General features: G+C 62.0%; 21 protein-coding genes. 14 read left to right on the top strand and 7 right to left on the bottom strand.

Annotation, left to right across the window (positions count from 1 at the left end):
* Positions 1–130: 130 nt before the first annotated feature.
* The 3 genes from BV106_RS31545 to BV106_RS31535 are packed head-to-tail and all read right to left on the bottom strand — an operon-like array spanning position 131 to position 3,301.
* Entirely contained in the window at positions 131–1,336 is a 1,206-nt protein-coding gene (locus tag BV106_RS31545; RefSeq protein WP_038171562.1) for a cytochrome c peroxidase, read from the bottom strand.
* A gap of 28 nt (positions 1,337–1,364) precedes the next feature.
* Entirely contained in the window at positions 1,365–1,949 is a 585-nt protein-coding gene (locus BV106_RS36540; RefSeq protein WP_051946640.1) for a prepilin-type N-terminal cleavage/methylation domain-containing protein, read from the bottom strand.
* Positions 1,946–3,301, bottom strand: coding sequence for a PEP-CTERM sorting domain-containing protein (locus BV106_RS31535; protein ID WP_265596274.1), 1,356 nt, complete (start codon positions 3,299–3,301; stop codon positions 1,946–1,948). The genes BV106_RS36540 and BV106_RS31535 overlap by 4 nt, the downstream gene beginning before the upstream one ends.
* 298 nt (positions 3,302–3,599) lie before the next feature.
* On the opposite strand from BV106_RS31535, the gene BV106_RS31530 reads away from it, so the two are divergent.
* Positions 3,600–5,075: a DUF1501 domain-containing protein gene (locus BV106_RS31530; protein WP_038171558.1), complete on the top strand. Its 1,476-nt coding sequence runs from the start codon at positions 3,600–3,602 to the stop codon at positions 5,073–5,075.
* Between the two features lie 232 nt (positions 5,076–5,307).
* Here BV106_RS31530 and rpe read toward each other — a convergent pair whose 3' ends face one another.
* Entirely contained in the window at positions 5,308–5,982 is a 675-nt protein-coding gene (gene rpe, locus BV106_RS31525; protein ID WP_038171556.1) for a ribulose-phosphate 3-epimerase, read from the bottom strand.
* Positions 5,983–6,094: 112 nt separating this feature from the next.
* Here rpe and tadA point away from each other — a divergent pair, with 112 nt between their 5' ends.
* The 13 genes from tadA (at position 6,095) to BV106_RS31460 (ending at position 21,083) form a co-directional block, all read left to right on the top strand.
* Complete coding sequence (gene tadA, locus BV106_RS31520; RefSeq protein ID WP_038171553.1) at positions 6,095–6,628, top strand: tRNA adenosine(34) deaminase TadA; 534 nt, start codon at positions 6,095–6,097, stop codon at positions 6,626–6,628.
* 92 nt (positions 6,629–6,720) lie between these two features.
* The gene (locus BV106_RS31515) at positions 6,721–8,046 is read left to right on the top strand and encodes a hypothetical protein (RefSeq protein ID WP_038171551.1); all 1,326 of its coding nucleotides are present in this window, start codon (positions 6,721–6,723) and stop codon (positions 8,044–8,046) included.
* A complete protein-coding gene (locus BV106_RS31510; protein ID WP_038171549.1) occupies positions 8,043–8,429 on the top strand; it encodes a hypothetical protein in 387 nt (128 codons plus the stop codon). Before BV106_RS31515 ends, BV106_RS31510 begins: the two co-directional genes overlap by 4 nt.
* Positions 8,426–9,445, top strand: a complete 1,020-nt coding sequence (locus tag BV106_RS31505) for an AAA family ATPase (RefSeq protein ID WP_038171548.1) — start codon at positions 8,426–8,428, stop codon at positions 9,443–9,445. Before BV106_RS31510 ends, BV106_RS31505 begins: the two co-directional genes overlap by 4 nt.
* A gap of 111 nt (positions 9,446–9,556) precedes the next feature.
* Positions 9,557–11,329, top strand: a complete 1,773-nt coding sequence (locus tag BV106_RS31500) for a hypothetical protein (RefSeq protein ID WP_038171546.1) — start codon at positions 9,557–9,559, stop codon at positions 11,327–11,329.
* A gap of 77 nt (positions 11,330–11,406) precedes the next feature.
* Positions 11,407–12,471, top strand: a complete 1,065-nt coding sequence (locus BV106_RS31495; RefSeq protein ID WP_265596273.1) for an ABC transporter ATP-binding protein — start codon at positions 11,407–11,409, stop codon at positions 12,469–12,471.
* A 57-nt stretch (positions 12,472–12,528) separates the two neighbouring features.
* Positions 12,529–12,960: a four helix bundle protein gene (locus BV106_RS31490; protein ID WP_038171544.1), complete on the top strand. Its 432-nt coding sequence runs from the start codon at positions 12,529–12,531 to the stop codon at positions 12,958–12,960.
* A 52-nt stretch (positions 12,961–13,012) separates the two neighbouring features.
* A complete protein-coding gene (locus BV106_RS39060) occupies positions 13,013–14,518 on the top strand; it encodes a hypothetical protein (RefSeq protein WP_038171542.1) in 1,506 nt (501 codons plus the stop codon).
* Between the two features lie 17 nt (positions 14,519–14,535).
* Positions 14,536–15,456, top strand: coding sequence for a DUF58 domain-containing protein (locus BV106_RS39055; RefSeq protein WP_051946639.1), 921 nt, complete (start codon positions 14,536–14,538; stop codon positions 15,454–15,456).
* Positions 15,457–15,570: 114 nt separating this feature from the next.
* Positions 15,571–15,978, top strand: a complete 408-nt coding sequence (locus tag BV106_RS31475) for a hypothetical protein (RefSeq protein WP_038171540.1) — start codon at positions 15,571–15,573, stop codon at positions 15,976–15,978.
* Positions 15,979–16,012: 34 nt separating this feature from the next.
* Positions 16,013–17,812: a BatA domain-containing protein gene (locus tag BV106_RS31470; RefSeq protein ID WP_038171539.1), complete on the top strand. Its 1,800-nt coding sequence runs from the start codon at positions 16,013–16,015 to the stop codon at positions 17,810–17,812.
* A 35-nt stretch (positions 17,813–17,847) separates the two neighbouring features.
* Positions 17,848–20,412, top strand: coding sequence for a VWA domain-containing protein (locus BV106_RS31465; RefSeq protein ID WP_038171537.1), 2,565 nt, complete (start codon positions 17,848–17,850; stop codon positions 20,410–20,412).
* A gap of 56 nt (positions 20,413–20,468) precedes the next feature.
* Positions 20,469–21,083 (top strand): hypothetical protein, encoded by a 615-nt coding sequence (locus BV106_RS31460; protein WP_038171535.1) that lies wholly within the window; start codon positions 20,469–20,471, stop codon positions 21,081–21,083.
* Positions 21,084–21,424: 341 nt separating this feature from the next.
* On the opposite strand, the gene BV106_RS36535 is transcribed toward BV106_RS31460, so the two are convergent.
* The 3 genes from BV106_RS36535 to BV106_RS31445 form a co-directional block, all read right to left on the bottom strand.
* Positions 21,425–23,644: a tetratricopeptide repeat protein gene (locus BV106_RS36535; RefSeq protein ID WP_051946636.1), complete on the bottom strand. Its 2,220-nt coding sequence runs from the start codon at positions 23,642–23,644 to the stop codon at positions 21,425–21,427.
* A gap of 126 nt (positions 23,645–23,770) precedes the next feature.
* The gene (locus BV106_RS31450) at positions 23,771–24,310 is read right to left on the bottom strand and encodes a hypothetical protein (protein WP_038171533.1); all 540 of its coding nucleotides are present in this window, start codon (positions 24,308–24,310) and stop codon (positions 23,771–23,773) included.
* Between the two features lie 314 nt (positions 24,311–24,624).
* Positions 24,625–26,010 (bottom strand): DUF4241 domain-containing protein, encoded by a 1,386-nt coding sequence (locus tag BV106_RS31445; protein ID WP_038171531.1) that lies wholly within the window; start codon positions 26,008–26,010, stop codon positions 24,625–24,627.
* Positions 26,011–26,256 lie beyond the last annotated feature (246 nt).

The following is a 26,256-nucleotide window of genomic DNA, read 5'->3' as shown; positions in this document are numbered from 1 at the left end:
TTCGGAGGAAGATGACATCACGCTAGGCGCGGAACTTTTTTTTGCAATGCGTTGGTGGGCCGGGGCAAACCCCGGCCTTGCGCCCACCGTGTACAGGCCTGCCCTGATGCGAGGATCCCTTTCCTGCGTATCAGCTTCCTTGCGAGGGGGCAATGGGAGGGAATGGCTGGGAAAGGATGCGCACCTGGGGCTCGTTCAACGCCTCCAGAAAGGCCTTCAGGTCCGCCAGTTCCCCCGCATCCATTTTTAGGGGCTTCAAGAGGGCGTCCGTTTTGGGAAAGAGGGGATCATTCTCCTGGCCGGCCTTGGGGCGGGGGCGGGGCATGCCGGCGTTGTAGAGGCGCAGGACGCCATCCAGAGAGGGAAAGAGTCCGTTGTGCATCCAGGGGCCGGTGCGGGCGACATTGCGGAGGGTTGGAGTCTTGAACCGACCCACATCCTCAGGTTTGCCCGTCACCTTGTAGCGCCCCAGGTCCTCGTATTTCCGGCCGTAGTAGGTGAGGCCGAGGTTGTGAAAGGTGTCGCTTTGCAACATGGGGCCCTGGTGGCAGTTCAGGCAGCGTCCTTTGGTGCGGAAAAGGTGTAGCCCCCGGACTGCAGCATCGCTGAGGGAGCCCGGCTTGCCCGCGATGAACTTGTCAAACGGGGCGCGTCCCACCTTGAGGCTGCGCTGAAAGGCGGCCAGCGCCTGCACCACGCGCTGGAAATCGATGGTGGCATCGCCAAAGGCCTTGGTGAAGAGCGGTGCGTAAAACTCCGACTCCTTCTGCAGGCGAGCCACGACCTCACTGGGATCTCCAGCCATTTCATCCGGGTTGGTGATCACCTCGGTCGCCTGGTCTTCCAGGGTGCTCTGGCGGCCGTCCCAAAAAAACGTGGCAGCATGGCCAATTCCCAGCAGGGAAGGGGTGTGACGTTTCAGAGTGCGCCGGAAGTTCCCAGCAGCAAAGGACCGACCATCGGCCCAGCCCAGCTCCGGACTGTGGCAGTTGGCGCAGGAGATCTGCTGGCTGCCCGAGAGTCGGGGATCAAAAAAGAGGCTCAGGCCCAGCGTGGCCTTAGCGGGAGAGGTTGGATTGTCGGGTGGACCAGCTGGAATGGTGGGTGTGCTGAGTTCTGCGTAGACTACGCCTGGATCGATCTCCGGAGTCGGCCACTCCTTGGCAGATTTGCTGTAACGCTGCCTCAAGTCTGCGGTTAGGGCGGCGAGCAGGGCCGGGTCACGCTCCGGTAGGGCGGCGGTGGCGGACCGATCCGCTGCTTCAGCGCTCTCGCCCTCCTCCGCAGCAGGATCCTGGGCGTGCAGCAGCATGCTGCCACTCAGGAGGGTCAGCATGCTGAGGACGAGTGATGGACGGAACAGGCTAGCGTGTCTCCACATGTCCGTCGGCGTACAGCCAGTTGATGGCTTTTCCGTTTTGCCAGGGATAGAAGTAATACTGCTTGGACGCATTGCGCGGGCCGCCGTTGCTGGAGGATTCTGCGACATTCTTCACACTGGGGATGGTGAAGGTGTGGGCGTTCCAGAGCAAAAGCAGCTTGCCCAGGTTCTGCTGCATGCCCAGAGATTTCTGGGTGACGTCCGGAGCACGGGACCAGGCATAGGTGTTGCCATACCGAACCAGCTTGGGATTGGGGCGTGGGCTCATCCAGACATCCTTGTCTTCCAGCCAGGGATCCAGGATCTGGCAGAGGCTCAGTTTGTCGGGATAGGCGCGGAACGAGGAGTTGCCGATCTCCTCACGCGTGTAGAAGTAGCCGTTGTTCTCCGCCGCGCGGGCGAGCACACCGTTGCCGATCTTCCGCATCTGGGTGATGTCTTTGACACAGAGGGCTTTTAGTTTGATGGCGTTGTAGCCGCTGAAGCCGATGGTCGCTAGGATGGCGAGGATCACGATGGTGACCAGCAGTTCCACGAGCGTGAATCCTTTGGGCGGGGTGGGTTTCATGAAATAAAAGGGCTGAGGGAATGGGGGAAGGAAGCCGGGCGACGACGACGAAGGAAGGCGGTGGCCAGTCCGGCCATGAGGAGCAGGGCGCGGGAGGGCTCTGGCACCAGATCGATGCGCAGCAAGGTGCCGTGGTCGTAGAGGCCGCCCTGGCGCGTGAGCAGGTAGAGGGCGGGAATGCCGTCCCAGTCGGAGAAGGCGAAGCCGCTCTGCACGTCACCACCCAAGTTGTTTCCTGTATCGGAGCTGAGGTTGTACAGGACTGTGTTGGTGGAGGTCGCCAGGTCAAACTGGTTGATCGTGCCTCCGCCGAGGGCTCCACCCTGGCGTGTGGCGTAGTAGAGGGAGCCACCCCACTCAAAGGCGGAGCCGTAGATGTAGCGACCGTCCGGGAACGGACCGGAGGAGGTGGGGGCACCGGTTACCTCGTAGAGGGTGGTGAGCGTGCCGGTGGCAAAGTCAAACTTCTGCAGGCTGCCGGGCTGGGCTGCCGTACCCACCGTGGTGAAGAACAAGGCGTTCTGCGCCGCGCTGTAGAAGGGGTTGTGCGCGGGGAGGCGGGTGGAGCCGTCGCCTAGTGGCAGGAGCGCCAACGTCGCGAGGGATTCACTTCCGCTTGTCGTTACATCCAGAGCTGAGAGCGTTCCGGCTCCGTTTCCGGAGGCTGGGGTCTGTCCCGTGGTGGTGGCGTTGCCGCCGGTGAAGGTGTTGAAGTAGAGTTTGTTACCGACCTGGGTGAAGCCCTCGAAGGGCTGGCGGCCCGCGGTGGCTCCTCCCGCAAATTCATACACCGTGCTCGTGACACCCGACACTGTGTTGTAGCGCTGAATGGTGCCGAAGCCGGAGCCGCTGGCACCGCCGTTGCCGGTCATGAAATAGACATCCTTGCCAGCGGCACCACGATCCACGACGGCAACATTCCCTGAAGGGGTGTTGGGGTTGGTGGCGGGGCTGTTGGTGGGGGAGTTCCACAGGACGGTATTGCTGCCCGTGGTGGTATTGTACACATTCAGCGTGCCACGGTCTCCAGTGCCACCACGCGTGGTGGTGTAGTAGAGAAGGTTGCCATCCCGGGTGAAGCTGCTGGTGGGTGAATTTCCCTGATCGTAGAAGGTCTCCTCATCGGGTACCCCCAGATCCAATCGCTTTGTCAGGGTATTGGTCGCCAGATTGTAGCTCGCCAGCGTTCCGAACCCCACCTCACCCCCTCCTTCTGAGGTGAACCACAATTCCGACCCGATCACCAGAGGGGTGCTCATCGGGTTCTGCACACTTTCCCGGGTGCCGGAATTGTTGAAATCGATGAGCTTGGTGATGGTGGCACCATGAGCTGGTGCCATCGCCAAGGTCATGGCGAAGAGGGGGAGTAGGCCAAAAGAGAGAGTGGGGGGCCGCATAGATGGGTGTCATTTATGCAAACCGGTCTCATTAGCAATACTTGTTGCTACTAAGTCTCAATCTTGTTAGCGTAGGCTGCTGCCTGATGGGATCTCGTGTTTTCTTGGAGGTTTTGGTCCGCAGTTGCTCTGAGCAAGATCCTCAATTGCTGGAGCAGGATAGTGCAGTGCCCCAGACGGGTGAGGTGCAATGCAGGGGTGACGGCTGGCGTTCTTTCCGGCATCATCGTGTCATCAACTCACCCCGACTGCCATGTTTCGCATACCCGGCCAGCTTGCCAAAGATCTGTGTGACTCCCATCTGGGGCTGAGCCGACGCGACGTTTTGCGCATCGGTGGGGCCGGCATGGTGGGCCTGACGCTCAACAACATCTTCCGCGCTCAGGCTGCTGCGGCTGCCAGCGGCACCAGCGCGGCGGGTTCCCCAGGGTGGGGCAAGGCCAAGAACATGGTCATGATCTATCTGCAAGGTGGGCCCAGCCACATTGACCTGTGGGACCCGAAGCTGAACGTGCCGGACAAGGTGCGCAGCGCCTTCAACACCATTCCCACGAAGATCCCCGGGCATCACTTCACGGAGATCCTGCCCCGTCTGGCCAAGGTGAATGACAAATTCACCATGATCAACAGCATGAGCTACACGCCGAACGGGCTCTTCAACCACACGGCGGCCATCTACCAGATCATGACGGGCTACACCACGGACAAGGTGAGCCCCTCCGGCCAGCTTGAGCCGCCGAATGCGAAGGACTACCCGAACTTCGGCTCCAACATCATCCGGCTGCGTCCGCTGGATGAGCCGATGCTGCCGTTCGTGATGCTGCCGCGTCCCTTGCAGGAATCCAACGTCATTGGCAAAGGCGGCACGGCTGGTTTCCTGGGCAAGAGCTACGATCCCTACACGCTGTATCCGGACGGCGATGACATGGACATGCTGAAGATGAGCCGCATCAAGATCGATGATCTGCAACTGCGGCCGGACCTCTTCAGCGTGCGTCTACAGCGCCGAGCCCGCCTGCGTGAGGCATTGAGCGACCAGATGCCGGCGATCGAGAATGCCGTGAAGGACATGAGCCTGGACGACTACTACAGTCGTGCGCTCAACCTCATTGCCAGTGGCCGGGCGCGTGATGCGTTTGCGTTAGACCGCGAACCCGAGAAGGTGCGGGAGAGCTATGGGAAAAACACCTTTGGGCAGAGCCTGCTGCTGGCCCGCCGCCTCATTGAGGCCGGTACCCGCGTGGTGGAGGTGATCTGGCCCAAGGTGGCGAATTCCGACAATCACTCGTGGGATCACCATGTGGGCCTGACGAAGCGCATGAAGGACCAGAGCGGCCCCATGCTGGACGCCGGGCTCTCCGCGTTCTTTGATGACATGGACAGCCGCGGTCTGCTGGATGAAACGCTCGTGGTGGCGATTGGCGAGTTTGGCCGCAGCCCGGAAAAGGGCGTGAGCACCAGCGGCAATGGCAACAGCGCGGATGGCCGCGACCACTGGCCCTACTGCTACACCAGCATCGTGGCGGGTGCGGGTATCAAGCGCGGTTATGTGCACGGCAAGTCCGATGCCACGGCCTCTTCACCTGCAGACAGCCCGGTGCATCCCGCGGAGCTGCTGGCGACGATCTACCATGCGTTTGGCATCGATCCCGAGACGATTGTTTACAATCACCTCAATCAGCCGCGCGAGCTGGTGAAGGCCAAGGCGGTGACGCAGTTGTTTGCGTAGGGAGAGGGCTCGACAAAGTAGTGCAGGACTTTAGTCCGTCAGTCGGGCTATCCATGTCTCCCAATACCGAGCTAAAGCTCTGAACTACTTTTTTGCATCGCTGCCGGAAAAGTAGTCACAGGCTTCAGCCTGTTCAGTCGCAGGCTCGATTCCCCGCAAAACCGGGCTCATATCAAAAAAATGCCGCGCTGCCTGAATGAAGGCGGGCGCGGCAGAGGGGATTCCCGGAAGGTTATTTCACCGATTCCGCCAGGGCGGCCATGGAGGCCTTCATGTCTGGGGGGCCGAAGGAGGAGGTGCCGGCGACGAAGAGATTGGCCCCGTGCTGGCGGGCGATGGGGGCGGTGGTCACGTAGATGCCGCCGTCCACCTGGAGGTGGTACTTCAGGCCGTGGGCCTCGCGGTAGTCGCGGGCTGCGGCGAGCTTGGGCATGGTTTCCTTTTCCATAAAGGGCTGGCCGCCGAAGCCTGGCACCACGGTCATGATGAGGAGCAGATCAACCAAGTGGAGGTAGGGTATGGCGGCCTCGAACGGGGTGGCGGGGTTGAGTACGAGACCCGCGCTGAGCCCGGCGGACTTGATCCGTTGCAGGGTGGAGAGCAGGGAGGTGTCGTAGCGGGCCTCCACATGCACGCTGATGTTCCCCGCACCCGCCTTGATGAAGCGGTCCAGGAAGTGGTCGGCGCGCTGGATCATGAGATGCACGTCCAGGAACATGTCCGTATGGCGCTTCACGGCCTCGATCATGGCGGGGCCGAAGGAGATGTTGTCCACGAAGTTTCCGTCCATCACATCCAGGTGGAGCCATTTGGCACCGGCTTCCTCGGCACGTTTCACTTCAACGGCGACGTTGGAAAAATCGGCAGCGAGCAGGGAGGGGAGGATGAGAGGCGTAAAACAGTCCATTGTGGTGCAGTATGCGCGGGCCGGACGGCTTTTCAAACGGTGAGGTGAGGGCCAGAGGGCGGAACTGGTCACAACCGATTGCGCACTGGCCCAGGATTGCGCATGTTGGCCAGTGGATTTTGAGATCAACTTTGAAGAGCCCCTGGGGGATGACCACTATATGAGGGAGGCCCTGCGCCAGGCGCGCAAGGCGGCCCGGCAGGATGAAGTGCCAATCGGGGCGATCATCGTCCACGGCAGCCAGATCATTGCCCGGGCCTGGAACCAGGTGGAGACGCTGAAAGACGCGACCGCCCATGCCGAAATGATCGCCCTCACCCAGGCCCAGGGGGCACTGGGGGACTGGCGGCTCAACGAATGCGACCTCTACGTGACCAAGGAGCCGTGCCCGATGTGTGCCGGAGCCATCATGCACTGCCGGGTCCGGCGGGTCATTTTCGGCTGCCCGGATCTCAAGGGTGGGGCGGCCGGCGGGTACTGGAACCTGCTCCAGGCCCCCAACTTGAACCACCGTTCTGAGATCACCTCCGGGGTGCTGGGCGAGGAGTGCGTGGAGGTGCTGAAGAGCTTCTTCCGCGAGGCGCGGGCGAGGAAGGTCAACGGCATCAACCACAAAAAGGGCCTGTCTGACACGGGCTCCGAGTAGGCGCGTGAAGGCCCGGTGAAGATCGGGTGAAAAGGGTGTGAAGCCCTACTTAGCCGTTGCCAAAGCGGGCATGGGGTCGTTAATTTTCCACCATGCCAATAGAAAACTCTGCCCGCTACTGGCAATCGGCAGCCAGGCGTCTGGCGCATTTTGTGAATTTGGGCTGGTGGTTGGAAAGCTGGCTCACGTGGGTGGTGGCGGCCGGGCTCGCGGGCGCGGTGGCGATCCTGCTGGTGCGATGGATGGAGGGCGTGGAGCTGCGCTGGGTCTGGGCGGCTCTGGGAGGAGTGCTCGTGACCGGAGCCCTCGTGGCCTGGGGGACGGTGCGGAGGAAGTTCGAATCGGCCGAGGCATCGCGCATCCGTCTGGAAGACGCGATGGGGCTGAAGACCCGCCTGACCGCCGCCTCGCAAGGGGTGGGAGCGTGGCCGGAGCCTGCCCAAAAAATCACCTGGCCGGTGCGCTGGAGATGGCAACGTCCTCTTATTACCGTGGGGCTGGTGGCCGCGCTGCTGGCGTTGGCGGCCTGGGTGCCGATTGAGGCACGGGCGGCGTCCAAGAAGCGGACGATCGAAAAGCCATCTGCGGTGAAAGACGTGGAGCAGTGGATCGACGAGATGCGCCACAAGGACGCTGCCGAGGAGGAGTCACTCAAAGAGGTGGAGAAAAAAATCGCGGAGCTTCTGGAGCGTCCGGCGGAGAACTGGTATGAGCATGGCAGCCTGGAGGCGGCGGGGAACTTGAAGGAGCAGACCTCTGAGATGTTGAGGGAGCTCTCTGAGAACATGGCCGATGCAGAGCGGGCGGCTTCAGCGCTGCGGGCGGCGGGTGATGCGTTCCCTCAGGAGGCCAGAGATGCGATTGGCAGTGAACTGGCCAATGCCGCCCAAGGCCTGCGCACGGGTGGGATCAAGCCGGGGGAGCAGCTCTTGAAGCAACTTCAGCAGGCCTCCAACGGGCAGGGGCAGAATGGCATGGGTAATCTCACCAAGGAGCAGCTCGAGCAACTGGCCCAAATGCTGCGGGATAACGCCAAGGCGCTGGCAGAGGCCCTCGCGAACTCCCCAGAACTGAAGCTGAGCCAGTGTGAGGGCTCGGGCGGCGAAGGTGAGAAGGAAGGGCCGGGCAAAGGGGGAATCACTCGTGGACCGGGCACGGCTCCGCTCACCTTTAAGAAGGACGAGACCAATCTGGACACCAAGAAGCTGGAGAACCTGAATGCGCAGCTCGATCTCAACCGTATCGCGCCTGGCGATGTCATGGGGGTGCAGGATGGCAAGCACGAGGTGGATGAGAACGCCTACCCGGGTTCGAAGCAGGGTGGCACGATTCAGAACGCAGGCGACGGCGGGGCGGCGGTGTGGCAGAACTCCCTGCTGCCCGGGGAACGGGAGGCGCTGAAGCGTTATTTCAAATGACCAAGGCGCCTCCACCCGGCTACCATCTGGAAATGGGGCTTTGGGCCATGGAAATGGTGATCTTTGCCATTTTCGCCGCCCGTTGTATGCCCAGTCTGGGCGGTAGATTGCCTTGGATGTCCTCTCGCCTGGTTCTGGTCTTTGCTGCCGTGATTGTACCGTTGTCCATCGCATGGATGAGACTTGCTCAATTCCGGGCGCATCCGTCGATTCCTGATGTGCCACATGTCCAAGCCAAGCTTGGGGAGATAGAAGATCTCTTCGTTGCTGGCACCTGCATCTTCACATTGATGCTCGTCATGCACTCACTTGCTTGGTGCGTGGGAAGACTTGCACGTCACAAACCCACCATTTCTGACAATCTGAATCCAATCCCTCAATGACCCCCATCCAGCCACTCACTGAAGAAGAAGCCTCACAAGGTGCAGCCTCGATCAACCGCCTGCGCGCTGCGCTGCAGCAGGTGCTCTTTGGTCAGGAGGCCCTCATTGATCATGTGATCACCGGGCTGCTGGCTCGGGGGCACTTGTTGCTGGAAGGCCTGCCGGGCCTGGGCAAGACGGAGCTTGTCAAAGGCCTGTCCAAGGCGCTCGCTCTGGAGGCCAAACGCGTGCAGTTCACACCAGACCTGCTGCCGGGTGACATCACGGGCAACCCCATGTTGCAGGACACGCCGGAGGGCCGACGCTTTGTGTTTCAGCCGGGGCCGCTCTTCGCCAGTTTGGTGCTGGCAGATGAAATCAACCGCGCTTCTCCCAAAACCCAGTCGGCCCTGCTGGAGGCCATGCAGGAACGCCGTGTGACAGTGATGGGTGAATCCCACCCGTTGCCGCAGCCGTTCTTTGTTCTGGCCACGCAGAACCCGATCGAGCTGGAGGGCACCTATCCTCTGCCGGAGGCGCAGCTGGACCGTTTCCTTTTCAAGCTGGATGTGAAGAGCAACGATGCCGACACGCTGGAGAAGATCGTGCTGCATCGCGAGATCGGCGTGGAACCCACCGTGGAAACGGTGATGACGGCTGATTCCTTGAACCGGCTCCTGGACCTGACCCGCCGCGTGTACATGCCGCAGCCGGTCGCGAACTTTATTGCCCGCTTGGTCAAGGCCACGCATCCCGGCGAGCCGCATGCTGGCGGGGTGAAGTACGGAGCCAGCCCCCGTGCGGCGCTGGCCCTCGCCGCGGCATCGAAGGCACGTGCGCTCATGGATCAGCGGCTCAATGCCAGCTATGAAGATGTGCGCGCTGTCGCTCCGGCCGTCTTGCGCCACCGTCTCCTGCTCGACTACGGTGCCAAGCTGGAGGGGCTTACGCCGGATCTGATTGTGGCCCGCCTGCTGGAGCAGGTGCCGGCGCAGGACAAGCCGCTACCCACCAGCCTGAAGGCTGCCAAGATCTGACCTTCGTGCCTCAATGCGCCAGTGACCTGGGTTGCTGGTGCCGCGGGTCTTTCAGGCCCGGAAGTGCATGACCCTGCTCCTCTCTCATTTTCCCTTTCTGCTTTGTTTGCTATGATCCGCACCCTTCTGTGTTCACTGTTGGCAGTCGGCCTGCTCCTGCCGCTGTACGGCGGGACAACTTACTCGCCGGGACTGGAGACCGGTGCCAACTTCAACATCGAAGTACGGTCCTGGCTGGAGACGTGTCCCCAGTACGGGCTGGTCCCGCTGGAGCTGCGCATCCGCAACGGCGATTCCCGGCCGCATACGTGGACGCTGCGTGCGGGCAATCTCTATGGTGGTGGCCTCTCGACCGAGGCGAAGCTCACCGTGGAAGCGGAGTCGTCCGGCCGTCTCATGGTGTATGCGCCAGTCACCCCGCAGACGGACAATGCCTATTACTATGGCAACCTCGGCATCACGGTGGAGGGCCCTGGTGTCAATCGCCCTCAAGCGGGGAACCTGCACACCCAGGGCTCGGCGTACCGCAGCAGCAGCACCGAGTTTATTGCGATGGGGAAGAAGCTCTCCATCAAAGGCTGGAGCGGATTGCGCGGGAAGATCACCGGTGGATCCGGGAGCTCCAGCTCCAGCAATGAACTCATCGGCAGTGAAGTGGATGTGAAGGATGCGCCGGACGACTGGCGCGGCTACACAGGGCTGGCCCACCTGTGGCTGGACGCAGGGGAGTGGCAGGGCCTGGATGCAAAAACGAAAGGGGCCGTGCTGGACTGGGTCTCTCTGGGAGGCCGGCTCTATGTCCTGAACGCCGGTTCCGGAGGGGACTCGGTCAAGGAGCTGTTCCCGATGGTCAGCGGTGCGGAGCATCGTCCTGGCAAGATCAGGCACGGTGCAGGGTGGCTGGAGGCACTGGTGTGGGATGGCAACACCTTCCCTCTGGATGAAGTGGCGAAGCGGGTGAAAAACGGCGGCGATCTGGGTGCCTGGGGGCGCCTGGATGACTATGATCAGAAATGGAGCCTCAAGGAAAAGGTGGGCAAGCTCACGCTGAAATCGGGATTGATCTTCACCTTCATCCTGACCTTCGGAGTGCTCATTGGTCCGGTGAATCTTTTCTGGCTCGCAGGTGGCCGTCGTCGGCACCGCCTGTTCTGGACCACGCCCGCCATCGCCCTGGCGGGGAGTGCCCTGCTGGTGGCGCTCATGGTGCTGCAGGACGGCACGGGAGGCTCGGGGGTGAGACTGGTCCTGGCCACCCTGATACCGGAGCAGAAGCGCATGACGATCTTGCAGGAGCAGGTGGCCCGCACCGGCGTGCTCATGGGAAGCACCTTCCCGGTCACTGAACAGGTGTGGATGATGCCTCTGGACATCGATGACGAGCGTGTGCCCAATTTTGGCACCTCGAACCGCGAGGGCACTTTTGCTGACAACGGCGAGTCCCGCTGGGGCGACTGGTTCGCCAGCCGCTCCGTGCAGGGGCAGCTCATCCAGTCCGTGCGGCCCACCCGGGCGGCCGTCGAGTTCAAGCCAGCGGCAGGCGATGGCGCGCCGGAGGTGCTGTCCAGTCTGGAGGTCCCCCTGAAGAAGATCTTCCTCGTGGAGGAAGGTCCCCGCTACTGGGTGGCGGATGATCTCGGTACGGGCGAGAAGAAAGTGTTGCGTGCTGCGACCGAGCAGGATTTCCGCAGCTGGGTGAGGGAGAAGGTGGAGGAAGATGGTGGCCCGATCGCCGAGCAGGTGCTAGGGCCCGCCAAGGGGCTGGCGGGACGCCTCTATGCTGAGGCGGCCGATGCCGAGAAGCTGGCCGTGCCCACGCTCAGCTCCATTAACTGGAAAGACGACCGCCTGATCATCCTGGGCACCTACGTGAAGAAACTCTAACTCACCGCCGGAGGGGCGCCGTTGCTTCATTGAACCGCCCCACCGATTCCATTCCATCCCCAGCCTGTTTCGTCATCATGGACACTCCTTCTGCCGCTCCACCCGAGATCGAACCGCCGCAGGCCGCTGCGTCTTCACCGGCATCTCCTGCTCCATCCCCGGCCCGCTCCATCGCGCCACCTCCTCCACTGCCAGCGACTCTGGTGGAGGTCCGGCATCTGCACCGGGTGTTCGACAACGTGCATGCGGTGAAGGATCTCAACTTCGACATCCACCGTGGGCAGGTGGTGGGGTTCATCGGTGCCAACGGCGCTGGGAAGACCACGACCATGCGGATCATGGCCACGCTGGACTCTCCCACCAGCGGCATGGTGAAAGTGGCGGGTGTGAATGTGATGGACCGGCCCGAGAAGGTGCGTCGTCTCATCGGCTGGATGCCGGACCACTACGGCACCTACTCCTGCATGACGGTGTACGAGTACCTTGATTTCTTTGCCCGCGCCTATGGTTTCAAGCGTGCCGAGCGCCGCGCCCGCGTGGAGGAGGTCATGGACTTTGCCGACCTTCTGGTACTCGCAGACCGTCCGATGAACAAGCTGAGCAAGGGCATGGGCCAGCGCCTCTGCTTCGGTCGCATGCTGCTGCCGGATCCGGAGTTCATGATCCTGGATGAACCGGCCGCGGGATTGGATCCCAAGGCACGGCTGGAGTTCAAGAACCTCGTCCGTCTCCTGGCCCAGCGTGGCAAGACCCTCTTCATCAGCAGCCACATTCTGAGTGAGCTGGGGGAGATGTGCGACACGCTGCTTTTCATCGACGGTGGCAAACTCGTGTATCACGGGGCTGCGGAAACCCTCCGACGCGGGGCCGGTCGCGCCAGCAACGGTGACTCCCAGCTTATGGTCGACATCACCGTGCTCGGCAAGGTGGAGGAACTCCATCTCTGGGCTGGCATGAACCCCGGCTGGAGCCTGGTCGAACAACGCCGCGACGGTGCCCGCCTCGCTGTAGCCAGTGACGACCTCAACCTCCTCGCCGCCGGCCTGAAGAAAATGGTCAACGAAGGCATCCCGGTCGTGGAGTTCCACCGCGAGGTCCGGCGGCTGGAGGATGCGTTTGTGGATATGCTGAAAAAACAGTAAGTCAGTTCGTCGGTGCGTCAGTGCGTCAAGGGGGAGGTTATGAAAGGAGATAGAGACATGGCTGAGGAATTTGAGAGTGAAAAACAGGGGCGGAAGCCGCTGGCCAGGTCTTATCGCGATCTGGAGCTCTACAAACGTTGTTTTCGGTTTCAACAGGACGTGTTCAAGCTGACCCTGACTTTTCCACCGGAGGAAAAGTACTCTCTCACTGATCAGGTGCGTCGGAGTTCACGGGCTATTGGAGCTAACATCGCAGAGGCCTGGTCGAAGCGGCGCTACGAGGCTCATTTCCTCAGCAAACTGACTGACTCCGATGGTGAACTCCAAGAAACGATGCATTGGCTGCGCACGGCCTACTCCTGCAAATACCTGAACAAGGCCGACTGTGAAACCGTCGCGGCAGAATGCCGCGAGCTCGGCCGCATGCTGGGCACCATGATCTCAAACCACCTTCGCTTCTGTCTGCCGCCCCCGCGCAACGAAAACTGACGCACTGACGCACCGCCCACTGACGCACTGAACTTCTGCTCCCTGACTCCCCATGTCCTCACCTGCCACAACAGCCCCCACCCACACCCTACCTCCCCCCGACTTCTCAGACTGGCTCAGTCCCATCCTAGTGAAGGAGCTGCGGCAGGGGCTGAAGACGAAGGCGTTTATTTCCATCTTCATTCTGGTGCAGGTGGTGATGACGTTGCTGGTGGGTATGCAACTGCTGGCGCTGGCCAATGGAGCATCGCGGGGGGCGATGGTGGGGTTTGACGGGTTTTTCTGGGCTTTCGTCTGGATTCCTCTGCTGGTGCTCATGCCGGCGCGGGGGCTCATGGCGGTGAGCGATGAGGTGAAGGCAAACACGCTGGACCTGGTGCAGCTCACGCGGATGAGTGCCTTCCGCATTGTGCTGGGCAAGTGGGTGGCGCTGGTGGCGCAGTCGTTGTTGCTGGTGGCGGCGGTGCTGCCATATGCCGTGCTGCGTTACTTCTTCGGGCAGGTGAACGTGGTGGATGATCTGTCCGTCATTGCCATCATGGTGGCGGTTTCTTTTGTCTTCACTGCTTTCACAGTGGCGCTTTCCAGTGCTCCGATGGTGTTCCGCATCATCGCGCTGGTGCTGTTTCTTCCCTTTATGTTTTCCGTCGGGGTCGGTAGCTTGTTTTCCAGAGGGTTTTTCTTTTTCGCCAGCGCTTCTGGCAGTGGGCCTCCGGTGTGGCTGATCGCGACGATGGTGGGGTTGTATGTGTATCTGTTGCTGGAGATCGCGGCCACACGCATCGCTCCTGTTTCCGAGAACCATTCGGCGCGGAAACGGATGACGGCCCTGGGCATGGCGGCCGTGGCCAATGTGCTGGCCTATACCATGCACGAGGATGTGGCGGGAATGTGGTTCTTACTGTGCACGCCCATCTGGGGCTGGATCATTCTGGAGGCGCTGTGTGAGCACACGGTGCGCCTGCCCAGCCTCTATGCGTCATGGACGCGCCGGGGTTTTCTGGGCCGGATGGCCGGCCGGGTGCTCTATCCCGGGTGGGCGACGGCCCTGCTCTTTACGGGCATTTTGTATCTCGCGCAGTTCAATGCTGTCTACCAGATTTCGGTGACAGCCGGGTCCGGCCTGACCGACCTGAAACAGATGGAGCTGATCGTGACCTTTGTGCTGGTCTATGCCTCCGCCATCTGCCCGCTGCCGGTGCTGCTCCTCTTCCCTCGCGTTCGCCAGCCGATCTGGCTCTATGTGCTGATTCAGGCTCTCTTTGGCCTGCTGTTCGCCATTGCCTCCATCGTGGCAGGCACTCCTGGGGTGACCAAGGAAGTTGCCTACCGGTGGCTTGCGCCGTTTCCGTCCAGTGCCTTGTTTGCCTACATGGAGGGCGGAACGGATGGCACGCCGCTGGACTTCTATTTCAAGGTGACCTTCGCCGTGGTGGTCATTCTGGTGGCCTATCTGGGCTTCCGTATGTTCAAGGAGTTTCGCGCCATCTCCCGGCTGGAAGACCAATCCAAGCCCGAGACCCAGGAAGCCGCCGCGCCAGCTCTTCCGCAATCCTGATCCTCAATCACCTCCTCATGAGCACCGCGCCCCCTCAGATGGATCTTACCGCCGCAGACTTCCAGCCTGCAGCACTTGCGACCTTGCACCAGCGGATGAAGGGCGCGGCGGCCGTGGCGCGGCTCCCTTTGCGCAGCGGGCATTGGAGCGGGGTGGCGGGCAGCGTGCTGGGGCAGGGGACGGGGAGTTCCATCGACTTCCAGGACCAGCGTCCCTACATCCCTGGGGATGATCCGCGCCACATCAACTGGCAGGCCTATGCCCGCACGGGAAACTATACGATGAAGCTCTACCGTCAGGAGGTCACGCCCAAGGTGGATCTGCTGCTGGATCTGAGCCCCTCCATGTTCCTCACACCCGCCAAGGCGCAGCGCACGTGGGAAGTGGTGTATTTCTGTCTCGAGAGCGCTCTGCGTCTTGGCGCAGCGGTGCGGATTCACGCCCTGGGCCGGGATGCGGTGGATGTGCCGCTGGAGCGGGCCCTGGCACATGACTGGCCCCGTGGTGAAGTTTCAACGAACCTCAACGCCAAGGTCGACGTCGCCGGGCTGTTGGAGCGGAGCCCTCTGCGCGCAGGATCCCTGCGGGTGATGGTGAGCGATCTGCTCAGCGAGACTCCGCCAGAGCGCATGATGAACGCCCTGCTCCACGGGAAGGGTCGCGCACTGGTGTTCGCCCCCTTTTGCATTGAGGAGGCTCATCCGGCGTGGGACGGCAACATCGAGTTTGAAGAGTGTGAGTCGGCGCTCCGTGACAAGCGGCGGGTGGACAAAGACATCCTGGTCCGCTACCTCCGTGCTTATCAGATGCACTTCTCTCTTTGGCGGGAACAGGCCGTGCGTCGCGGGGCGGGCCTGGCCAGGGTAGCGGCGGAGCCTCCCTTCCTGGTGGCCCTCCGGGCGGAGGCCCTGAGCGCGGGCGTGGTGGAAATGGGCTGACCCGGACGCGGAGTTGATGTTGAATGTATCCCTGACCGTCACCGCCTTCTGCACCACTGGCATCGACTCCATCGTAACCTTCCCCTGAATCTTTAACTCACCTTTCTCAACCACATGAAACTCATCCATTTCACCGCAGCCGTCCTCCTGACGGTCGCGCTGTCTTCCTGCAACAAGAAAACCGGAACCCAGGGGGACAGCACCGGCAGTGCCGTGCCTGCTGAGGACGGCCCGAGCTGCACCACCGGCGCGGGCGCGGCGCGCAACCGCATGATCACGGGTGAAGAGAGTAAAGAAGTCGGGAGCGAGAAGGAAAAGCCCGCAGAGAGCGGCAGCCGGCTGAAAGAAGCGGCTCCCAATGCCCCTGCCAAGCTGGGGGCCACGGCCACTGACGACGGCGCGGGCCCGGTCCCTGGTGAAAGCAAAGAGGTGGAGTTCGAGGTGAAAACCAAAGGCAATGATGACGCCACCCGCGCTGCGCTGGACAAGATTCTGGACAAGGCCCCGATCGTGAAACCCTGATTCTCAACCGGCCACCGACTGCTGATCCGTCCTCATGCGACTCCTCCTCGCCAACCCCGCCGGCCTTTGGGCCTTGCTCGCCATCCCGGCAGTGCTGGCCATCCACTTCCTGCAGGAGCGTTCCCGGCGGTTGCGGGTGAGCACTCTGTTCCTGCTGGAGCGGGTGCGGCCGGAGAGCACGGGTGGGGCGAAGTTTGAGCGCCTGCGGAACTCGATGCCGCTATGGCTTCAGCTCCTGGCTGCCCTCCTGCTGACCTGGCTGCTGGTGGAGCCGCGCTGGATCAAGGAGGACTCCCGCCAGACCGTGGTGGTGGTGCTGGACAGCTCCGTCTCCATGGAGGCGTTCAAGGAACCAACGAGGGAGCTGCTCGCAGAAAAGCTGCGGGGCTGGAGCCGGGCGGCGGCGCGGACGGAGTGGCATCTGCTGGAGACGGATGTACGCAAGCCCACCCTCTATACCGGAGCGGAGGTGGCTGGCGTGCTGCGGGCGTATGATGGCTGGAAGCCCGTGCTGGGCACCCATCGGCCGGATGAAGCCCTCCAGGTGGGCTCGGGTTTGGTGAAAGAACATGGCATCGTCATCTTCGTGACAGACCGCAAGGCGGAGGTGGCCACCGGGGTCGCGGTGCTCTCGGCGGGTGAAGAGATCGAGAATGTCGGCTGGGCCGGGGTGGAGACGACTCTCATCAAGCCAGGGGCTGCCGACTCCGGTGTGAAGTGGTCAGTGCTGGTGCGCAACTATGGTAAAGCCCCGCAGACCCGCCAGTGGTGGGTGGAACAGGAGGGTAAAACGGAGCCACAGCGTTCCAACGTTACGCTGGCTCCCGGCCAGACTGGAGAGCTGGCGGGTGAACTGCCTCCCGGCGTGGATCGTGCCACGCTCGTGCTGAGCGGAGACCAGTTCACCTGGGATGACCGCATGCCCCTGCAGCGTCCGGTGGAACGAGTGGTGAATCTCGCGTTTGAGGCAGGGTCGGCCCCTGGTGGAGGGATGAAGAAGATGTTGCAGGCGCTGGATGGCGTGGCCGTGACGCCAGTCACCCAGGTACCTGACCTCACGGTTGCGGAGTTGGGGAATCCTGTGAACACGGATGCCGTGCAGATTTTGGGTGGAGGCGGGGAGAACCTGCCGCTGGATGGCAACTACACCGTGGCGGAGGACCACCCGCTCACCCGCGACCTCAACTGGATGAGCTTGTTGACTCCTCGTCCCATGGAACTGGGGCTGACGGACCGGGACGAGCCGCTGCTCTGGAAGGGCGGTCGCCCGCTGGCCTTGCTCCGGCATGATCTCACCGCGACCGGCACGCCAGTGCGCCGCTTGCTTCTGGCTTGGGACCTCTCCCAGTCGAATGCCGCCCGGCATCCGGCCTTGCTGGTGATGCTGCATCGCTATGTGGAGCAGATTCGGAAGGCGAAGCGGGAGCCTTGGGCAGGCAACTTCGAGGCCGGGCAGAATCTGGAGGTGCCCCCACCTCAGGCGGCTCCTGGGACCGCCCCCGCCGCACTCACGTTGTTGCGGGATGGCAAGCGAACGGAGTTCACCGGGCGTGTTCCGGATGGCGTGGGCTTTTTTGACCTGGAGGAGGGGGGCAAGGCGATGATCCGCGGGGCGATCCACTTCGCCGACACGCGTGAGGCTGATTTCCGGGAAGCTGCCCCGCTGGATACGGTGGATGCGCGGCGCTGGGAGGCGGCACTGAAACAGACCGAGGCCGATCCGCTGACGGGCCTGTGGGTGCTGCTGGTATTGGCTTGTCTGCTGGGGGCTTGGGGCTGGCGCTCCGGCCCGGCACGTTCTTCTGCGGGCTCCATCGTCGCCGCCCGAAGCTGAGCTGTGCGTCTGTTTCCTGAAACTCTGAATATCTCATGCGTCTCCTCTCCCCTGAATGGTTGCTCCTCATCCCCGTGCTGGCGGTGGCAGGGTGGTTTTGGCGTGGACTGAAGCTGACACGACCCTTGCGTGTGCTTTGTCTCCTGGTCGTGACCACCCTGCTGGTGCAGCCGGAAGTGCGCAAGCAGAGTGATGCGCTGGACCTCTGGGTGCTGGTGGACCAGTCCGAGTCGGCCGGCGATCTGTTGGGCCCCCGAATCTCGGAATGGGAGACCATTCTGGAAAAATCCCGTCGTCCGTCTGACCGGCTCCACTTTGTGGACTTTGCAGGGGAGGCTGTGACTCGCGGAGCCCAGATTCGCGCAGGCTCCGGCACCCAGTACGCGGGTCCCCGCGGGGCCACGCGGCTGAAATCGGCGGCTTCCTACACCCTGGCCCAGCTCCCCGAGAGCCGGGCCAGCCGCCTGCTGGTGCTGACGGATGGTTACAGCACGGAGCCTCTGGACGGTCTGGCCGAACGCCTGCGTGAGCAAGGGGTGCCGCTGGATTACCGTCTCGCAGCCCAGAGCACCGTGGGGGACTGGCGCATCGCCGCGCTGGCCCTGCCGCGTCGTGTGCAGTTGCGGGAGGCGTTTCTCGCAGAGATCGTGGTGCTGGGGGATAGGGATGGCAAGATCCCCGTGGAGCTCAGCCGGAACGGCCAGAGCATCGGCCGGAGGGATGTGGAGGTGATCAACGGAGTGGGACGGCTGCGTTTCACCGACCGGCTGGGCGTGGCGGGGGCCTTCCACTATGAAGCGCGCCTCATGGCCCCGGATGATGCCGTTGCAGGAAACAACGCCGCCTCCCAGTGGGTGGAGGTGCAGGGTGGCCCCCGGGTGGTGCTGGCCACCTCCTATGAGAACGATCCGCTGGCCCAGGCGCTGCGGGCCCAGGGGTTCGAGGTGGAACTCATTACGGAGCTGGGCCTGCTCAATGTGGGCTCGCTCACCGGGACAAAGGTGGTGGTGCTCAACAACGTGCCCGCCTACCGTCTGGATCCGCGGTTCATCAAGGCACTGGATTTCTATGTCAACCACCAGGGTGGTGGTCTGGCGATGATCGGGGGCAAGTTCAGCTTTGCCGCCGGGGGCTACTTCGGCTCCCCGGTGGAGCCGCTCCTGCCGGTGAGCATGGAGTTGAAACAGGAGCACCGAAAGCTCGCGGTGGCCATGGCGATCGTCATGGACCGCTCCGGAAGCATGGCCATGACCGCACCGGGTACCTCGCTGGTGAAGATGCAACTCGCGAATGAAGGGGCGGCACGTGGCATCGAACTGCTGGGTGACAACGACATGGCATGCGTCTATGCCGTGGACAGCGAGCCCCACGAAATTAGCCCGCTGGTGGCTGTGGGGAGCAATCGTGGCACGCTTCAAAATGCCGTGCGCCGCGTGGAGAGTACAGGTGGGGGCATCTACGTTTATCAAGGGTTGAAGCGGGCCTGGGCTGAATTGGAAAAGGCGAAAGTGGGGCAGCGGCACATCATCCTGTTTGCTGATGCGGCGGACGCTGAGGAACCCGGCGAATACAAGGCCTTGCTGGAGAAGATGAGCAAAGAGAAGGGGACGGTGAGCGTCATCGGCCTGGGCACGGAGAAAGACAGTGATGCCGATTTCCTTAAGGATGTGGCCCTGCGCGGAAACGGACGCATCTTCTTCAACTCCGACCCGAAGGAACTGCCCGCCCTCTTTGCACAGGAGACGGTGGCCGTGGCGCGTTCAGCCTTCATCGAGGAGCCTATTGATCTGAAAGGCACCCCTGGCTGGATGGAAATGGCTTCGGGCAATCTGGAATGGCTGCCCAAAGTGGATGGGTATAATCTCAGCTACCTGCGGCCCGGGGCAACCCAAGCCGCTGTGAGTGGCGACGAGTACGCAGCGCCGCTGGTGGCCTTCTGGCAGCGGGGGGCGGGGAGGGTGGCCTCGGTGTCGTTTCCTCTGGGGGGGGATTTCTCCGCCACCACGCGGAGCTGGCCGGGTTATGGTGGGTTTGCCCAGAGCCTGGCTCGTTGGCTGATGGGGGAGACCGTCCCACCTGGGGTGGGGCTGCGCACGGCGCTGGAAGGCAGCAAGCTGAGAGCTGATTTGTTCTACGACGAGAGCTGGAACCAGCGGATCGCCGCGCATGCTCCGCAGCTGGTCTTGGTTCAAGGGGATGACATCCAGGCGGCCCCGGCAGAGTGGGAGCGTCTGGCACCGGGACACTACCGGGCCACGGTGGAGCTGGTGCCGGGTACCTATCTGCGTGGGGCGGTGAAGATTGGTGATGCAGCGTTCGCCTTCGGTCCCGTGAATGCCGTCACGAATCCCGAATGGAGTTTCGAGCGCAAGCGGCTCGATGAACTGAAGTCGGTGAGCACCCGCAGTGGCGGGGCGGAACGGGTGGATCTGAGCGATGTGTGGAATGCGCCGCGCCCGCCGGCATGGAAGGATTTTCAAAGGTGGCTGGCGGTGGCCCTCGTGCTGGTCCTGCTGCTGGAGGCCTGGCAGACCCGGACGGGATGGGGCGCAGGATGGTTCAAGCGGGAGGAGAAGAAGACACCTCAAGTTGCGGCTTGATGGTGAGGATGCGCGGGATTGTGTTTTGCCACGCGTGCCTGTAGGCTGCGGGCACCATGAAGCGTTTTTCTTCTCCTTTGGTTTTCGCCGGACTTGTTGCCCTGGCCTCACTGGCGCAGGTGGGGTGCAACAGCCGGTTTGAGGTGAATTACAACGTCAGTAACACGGCGCCGACGGCCGAAGCAAAGGCGCGGCTTGAGACATTTGTGAAGGAGGAGCTGGCGCGGCTTTCCCAAGGGGCGAGGGCCGATCTGACAGTCATCAAGGCCTGGTGCACGGTGGAGTTGGCCCATCTGCTGGAGGTGGAGGAAGCCCGCGGGAAGGCCTATGACGAAGGTTTCGCCGCCGCCAAGGGCGACCCCGCCAATGTGGAGAAGCCGTTGTTTGCCGATTCAGGTTATTTCATCAGCGCCACGATGGAGGGTGAGATGAGTGCGGCGGTGACGGAGGCGGCCGGCAAGGAGAAGGACAAGAACAAAGCCCGGTTTGAGGTGAAGTTTACCTCCAAGGCTGATGGGAAGAGTTATGACCAGGGCGGGGAAGTGGTGGTCATGGCCCAGGAGAACGGGGCCTGGCGGATTGCCGAGGTGGAGTTCTCGGATGGCATGACGCTGACGAAGATGTTGAAACGGCCGAAGTACATGGAGCTGCCGGCTGAGGGGACGAAGTGATCCAAAGTAGTCACAGGCGTCAGCCGGTTCAGGTGTGTGGCGGACGTGGTGCGTCGCCCGACCGCCGCAACTCCTTCGGAGTAGGAGTCATCGTTTCATGTACCCAACGTAGACTCGCTGGAAGCTCGTCAACGTTGGGCTTGTAGCCGTATCCTCTTCGAGGAACAGCGACCTGTGCCAGCGAGCGATCCTCCTGAAGCGTCGCGATAGGTGTAGTCCGATGGTCCCCATCGGCTCAGTCGCTGCGGGGATATACGGTCAAACGCCGACGGGCGGGAAGTGGACCTTATGGTGCTGCCCTATGCCATCCCTTCGCTCGCAAACCGACGGGGACCGTCGGACTACAACGACTGATACAACGCATCAATGCGCTGTAGATCCAGTCCCGTAGGCGCTGTTTCCAGCAGGCGTTTCAGGTCCTCTTTGGCTCCGGGGCTGTCGCCGGTCTTCATGCGGGTGAAGGCTCGGTTCAGGCGTTCGCCGGGTGAATCGGGCTCCAGAGCGAGGATCAGATCCAGATAAGGCAGGGACAGCTCCGGCTTTTTGGAGAAGCTGGTCAGGTTGTAGAGCAGTCGCAGGATCATTGCCCGGGGTGTGGCGGGCTCCCGCTGGGCTTCACTGACCACTTGTCCCGTGGTCTGGATGATGAACCGCTCGGCTTCGGAGGGTTGGAGGAACTTACCGCCGTCGAACACGTCGATGTAGGTCTCCACCTTCTCGCCGCCAAACTGCTCGCGGTAGGCGACCATAAACCGCCCGGGGAGGGAGACGCCATAGACGTCCTTGAGGCCAAGCTGGCGGGAGAGTTCGAGGAAAACGATGGAGAGCGTGATGGGGATGCCCTCGCGGTCATCCAGCACCTGGTTGAGGTAGCTGTTGGAGAGGTCGTCGATGGCATCGCTGCGGGACCCGTGAAAACCGTTTTCCTTGAAGAGGTATTGCGCGAGCCGGGCCGCAGCCTTCGAGGTGGAGCCAGATGTGATCTCAGGATCCTTCTTGAGCTCAGAGGCCATGCGCTCCACGGCGCGCAAGTAGGCATCGGTGTCCAGCTCGGCATTGTCGTGTCGAGCCACGAGGAGAGCGGCCCTCATCAGCTCGGTCTGGTCGGCGGGGCGTTGCAGCACTTTCACAAGTTCCTCCGCCGTATTCCGGCGATGTACTTCCCGCCCGAGCTTGCGCAGCGTGGCGGCCTGCTCCTCCAGCGTCTTGGCGCGCTGCTCCAGCAGACTGCGGGAAGCGGCAGGCTCGGCGAGGAGCTTCTCCATCGTCTTGTCCTTGGGCCCCTTCTGCGCGAGGTAGTCAGTGAGCTCGGCGTTGAGTTGCAAGGCAAGTTGGTCGGAGATCTGGCTGTGGGAGACCTTCTCCCCTGCCTGGAAGTGTTTGAAGTAGGCCTTGGTCTGGCGGAACTTGCAGAGGCCCACCCGACCACCGCGCAGACCGGAGTCCTGCTGCTCTGTCACCAGGGTGTCATTCACAAAGCACTGGATCTTGTTCTCATCCACCCGCACCCGGAGGGTGTTCCAGTCTCCAGAGCGGTAGGCAGGGCTGGGGGCGTCACTGAGGATGGACCACGAGAAGACATCGGGTCCGTTGAAACGGGTGAGCCGCAGTTTACCGGCGCTGGGGTAGAAGCCGTAGTGCACATCCTTGCCATCTGCGCAGAAGCTCAGCCCCGCCGCTCCGCCTTCGTCGTCCAGTTTCACGGTCACGCTGGCCTCGAATGGCATGGCGGGCGGATTCTCCTTGCTGAGGCACAGGGAGCGGCCGCCGAAACCTTCACCCGAGCCGTCCACCTGGATGACGCCTGCGTGCTGGGTCCAGCTGGCTCCTTGCAGTGGTTCCCACAGCCGGTCGTCCAGGCGGCCGATCGTGAGCCAACGTTGCATGGGGATGGGGTTGGGCTTCTCCAGAAGGAGCCGCAGGTCATTCACCGAGTGGGCAAAGCCGAGATTATTCGTGACCGCGCTCTTGAGCGTGATCACGCCCTGTACTTCGCCCTTGAGGTTGAGCAAGGGGCCGCCGCTGTTGCCCTCTTCGATCGGGATGGCGATCTGGATCATGTTGGATCCCTCCACCTCCCGGAGGGCAGAGATCACCCCCTCCACGACGCTGAATTCCAGCCCTTGGGGATTGCCCAGAGCCACCACTGGCTGGCCCTGTTTGATCGAGTCGGAGTCGCCCAGAGGCAGCGCGGTGAGGTCCTTCTTGCCGATCCGGATGATGGCGAGGTCGAGCGTGGGGTCTGTGGCGTGGATTTCCGTCACGTCGTGCATCGAGCCATCGGAGAGCTGCACCTTGATGCGGCGGGCATTCCCGATGACGTGCAAGTTCGTGGCGATGAGGCCGTCCGAACTGATGATGAACCCGGTGCCAAGCGCCTCCTGACTGCCTCCGCGGCCGATCTGGGTGACGGTGACCAACGAGGGGCGGGCCGCCACGGTGAGCTCCTCCACGGAATGGGCGTGCGAGCCTGCGGCGGAGTCAGCCTTGGGCTTGGGTTTGGCCAAGACGAGGCCGCTGCCGAGGGCCAGCCACAGCGCGGTGAAAAGCAACGGGCGCATGATGAAGAAGGTGTAGCAAGTTTCGCGCAGGGTGGACAGGGAAATCTCCCCCGCGAGATCCGGTCTGGAATTAACTCCGGAAACGCTGAGAGGCAGCACAAACCAACGTTCCGGCCGGGGGCATTCTTATGCCTGGCCTTGCCGTGCCTCAGCAATCTGGCGGAGGAGTCGGTCACGCTGACCCTGGTATTCCGCTTTCGCGGACTCCATTCCCTCCGATTTCTGGACGTTGGAGAAGAGCTGATAAGCAATGAACCCTAGTGCCACCAGTCCGAAGATGGGGAACACCGGCGGAGCCCCCATGGAACTGGCCGTGCTGATCCAAAAAATCAGAAATGGGATGCCGATCACCGCGCCAATCACAGCTCCCGCGGGGCTGGGTGGGCTGCGGTGGCCGTTTTTCCCTGAGACGTAGAAGGTCTCCCGGTGGTCTGTCCATTCGCGATCGAGACGCTCCAGCTCGTTTTGAAGTTCGATCACCTTCAAGTTTCCCGCCATCTGGCTCGTGGTGGCGGCGATCTGCTCAATGACCTCTGTGTAGGCGGCCGAGCCGGTGTGTTTCACCGCGAGCTGGCTGTGGCAGAACTGGCAGGTGACAAACCGGGTGGCGGGCCCGATTTCGAGAGGGGCTCCACAGTGATTGCAGCGCAGGGCGACCGTTTCCACAGGGACAGGGTAGATGGGGCGGCGGGGTGTGGAAAGGGGATTTTTGGGTGACGGTGCGTCGGTGCGTCGGTGCGTCGGTGCGTCGGTGCGTCGGTGCGTCGGTGCGTCGGTGCGTCGGTGCGTCGGTGCGTCGGTGCGTCGGTTTTTGGGTTCGAGGTAAGTTGTGGATGGGCTGAGGGCGCTCGGTGGCAGTGGCCGGACCGCGGAAACGCGGAACTCCAACCCTGCTGGCGGGAACGGAGAAGGTTGGAGTACCGACTGCTATTAGGCTCAGGGAAGGTGGAGTTCGTCGCTCCTGTGGTGGCGACTTTTCATCAATTCTTGTACCCCGTGGAGATCGTGATTTCCATGGTGGCGTTCTGAACGTCAGTCAGTACTTCGTTGATCAAATGGACGCTTCCCAAGTGGGTGTCAATATTGGGGCCTGCTTCGGAGTTGGCGATGACATTTCCAGTGGAATCCAGCAGCCGGGCAGAGTCAAAGTTTTCACCAATGACATGGAATCCGGTGCCAATTTGGCTGCCGCCAAGGAAGATCGTGACATTCCACCGGGTGAGCAGGGGGTGGTCAATGGAGGTGTTCCATTGACTGAAGCTCCAGGGGACCAGAATGGTCTCGAGCTGAGGTTCAGCAATGAACTGAAAATCTGCGACCAAACTGACAACGTTGCCGTCAGCGGCGAGGCCCCAGTAGCACGAGGCATCACCAGTGCTGTCTCGGGCGTTTACGCAGATGGCGTCTGGATTCTCCGGCGGACTTGACCGCAAGTGCATTGATCGGTGTGTTCCGGTAATGTCCTGTCGAATTGGTTCGAGGTATGAAAGATAGTAATGGCGTTCTTTCTCTCTTTTCTTCAGTGACATCAGGGAGCCAGCATCCACAAAGGCGAGGTTCATATAGGCTATCTCTGCCTGATGAGAGCCTCCATCAACCGTTGGGGCGGGTGCCCATCTGACGACTTGGCAATCGGGCCGGAAGATGATGCGAGCCGCAGCTCCATACCCCTCAACGACGGTGAGCTCTACGGGATAGTCGCCTGGAACGACTGATCGGCTCAAGGGAAGGAAGTCATCGAAGTCTCTGCCGAAGTCATGAACTCCGATAGCACCGGAGGGCAAGTGAAGGACGCCTGCGGATACCACTTTCAACGGGGTTTCCTGACCCCAAAGTTTTATCGTCCGGTTGTCGTCAAAAAGTCGATCGCAATTGGGACTGATGCCGGTGGACAAATCTGGCAGGGGAGCGTCGGGGTGCACCATCGCCAAGATCTTGTTCTTGAGCGAATCCTCGAACAGAGGCTCGCCTTCCGGCGCATAGAAGGGTGATACCTTGGTGATCCGCCAGTCGTTGCCCACGTGTTTCAACTCATACTCATAGAAGGCAGGAAAATGTTCCGCGTTCTCAGTTTCTATCACCGCGAAATCTGTTTCGGCCCGGACATTGACGATGCGCTCGTGCTCCGAATGGTGGGCAGGCTGGCTCCAGGAGTAGCCTAAGCCAAATTCATCTTTTGGGGCATCGGGGGTGAAGTGACGTTGCTGTACCCCTTTGCAGGCCTCATTCCATTTCTGGAACGCCACCGGGTCGTAGTCAAAGGGGCCGCTGCCCATGTAGTCCCTGGCGGCAAGCCATTGGAGATACAAGTTGGAAATGTATTCGCGAACGCGGGACTCGGGTGATTCGCAAATGAGCTCTGCCATAGCTAAGAGGTGAGAGGGCTTCGGTCGGGGGCGCTTGTGCTCGGGGCCAGGATTCTGACCGCGTAAACGCGGAACTCCAACCCTGCTGGCGGGAACGGAGAGGGTTGGAGTTCCGCCTTCAGGCGGTCATTGGAGTGACTAGTGCCGATTGAGCATACGCTTAGATGGCGTGGAGGGGGCAGCTTCGGTGGATGACGGAGGGTTCTAGGCAGTCACAAGCCGTAGCCAAAGCGGCGGTTCCCGCAC

The organism is Verrucomicrobium sp. BvORR106, from assembly GCF_000739655.1.
Lineage (GTDB): Bacteria > Verrucomicrobiota > Verrucomicrobiia > Verrucomicrobiales > Verrucomicrobiaceae > Verrucomicrobium.
This window is presented reverse-complemented; position numbering and strand designations above follow the sequence as displayed.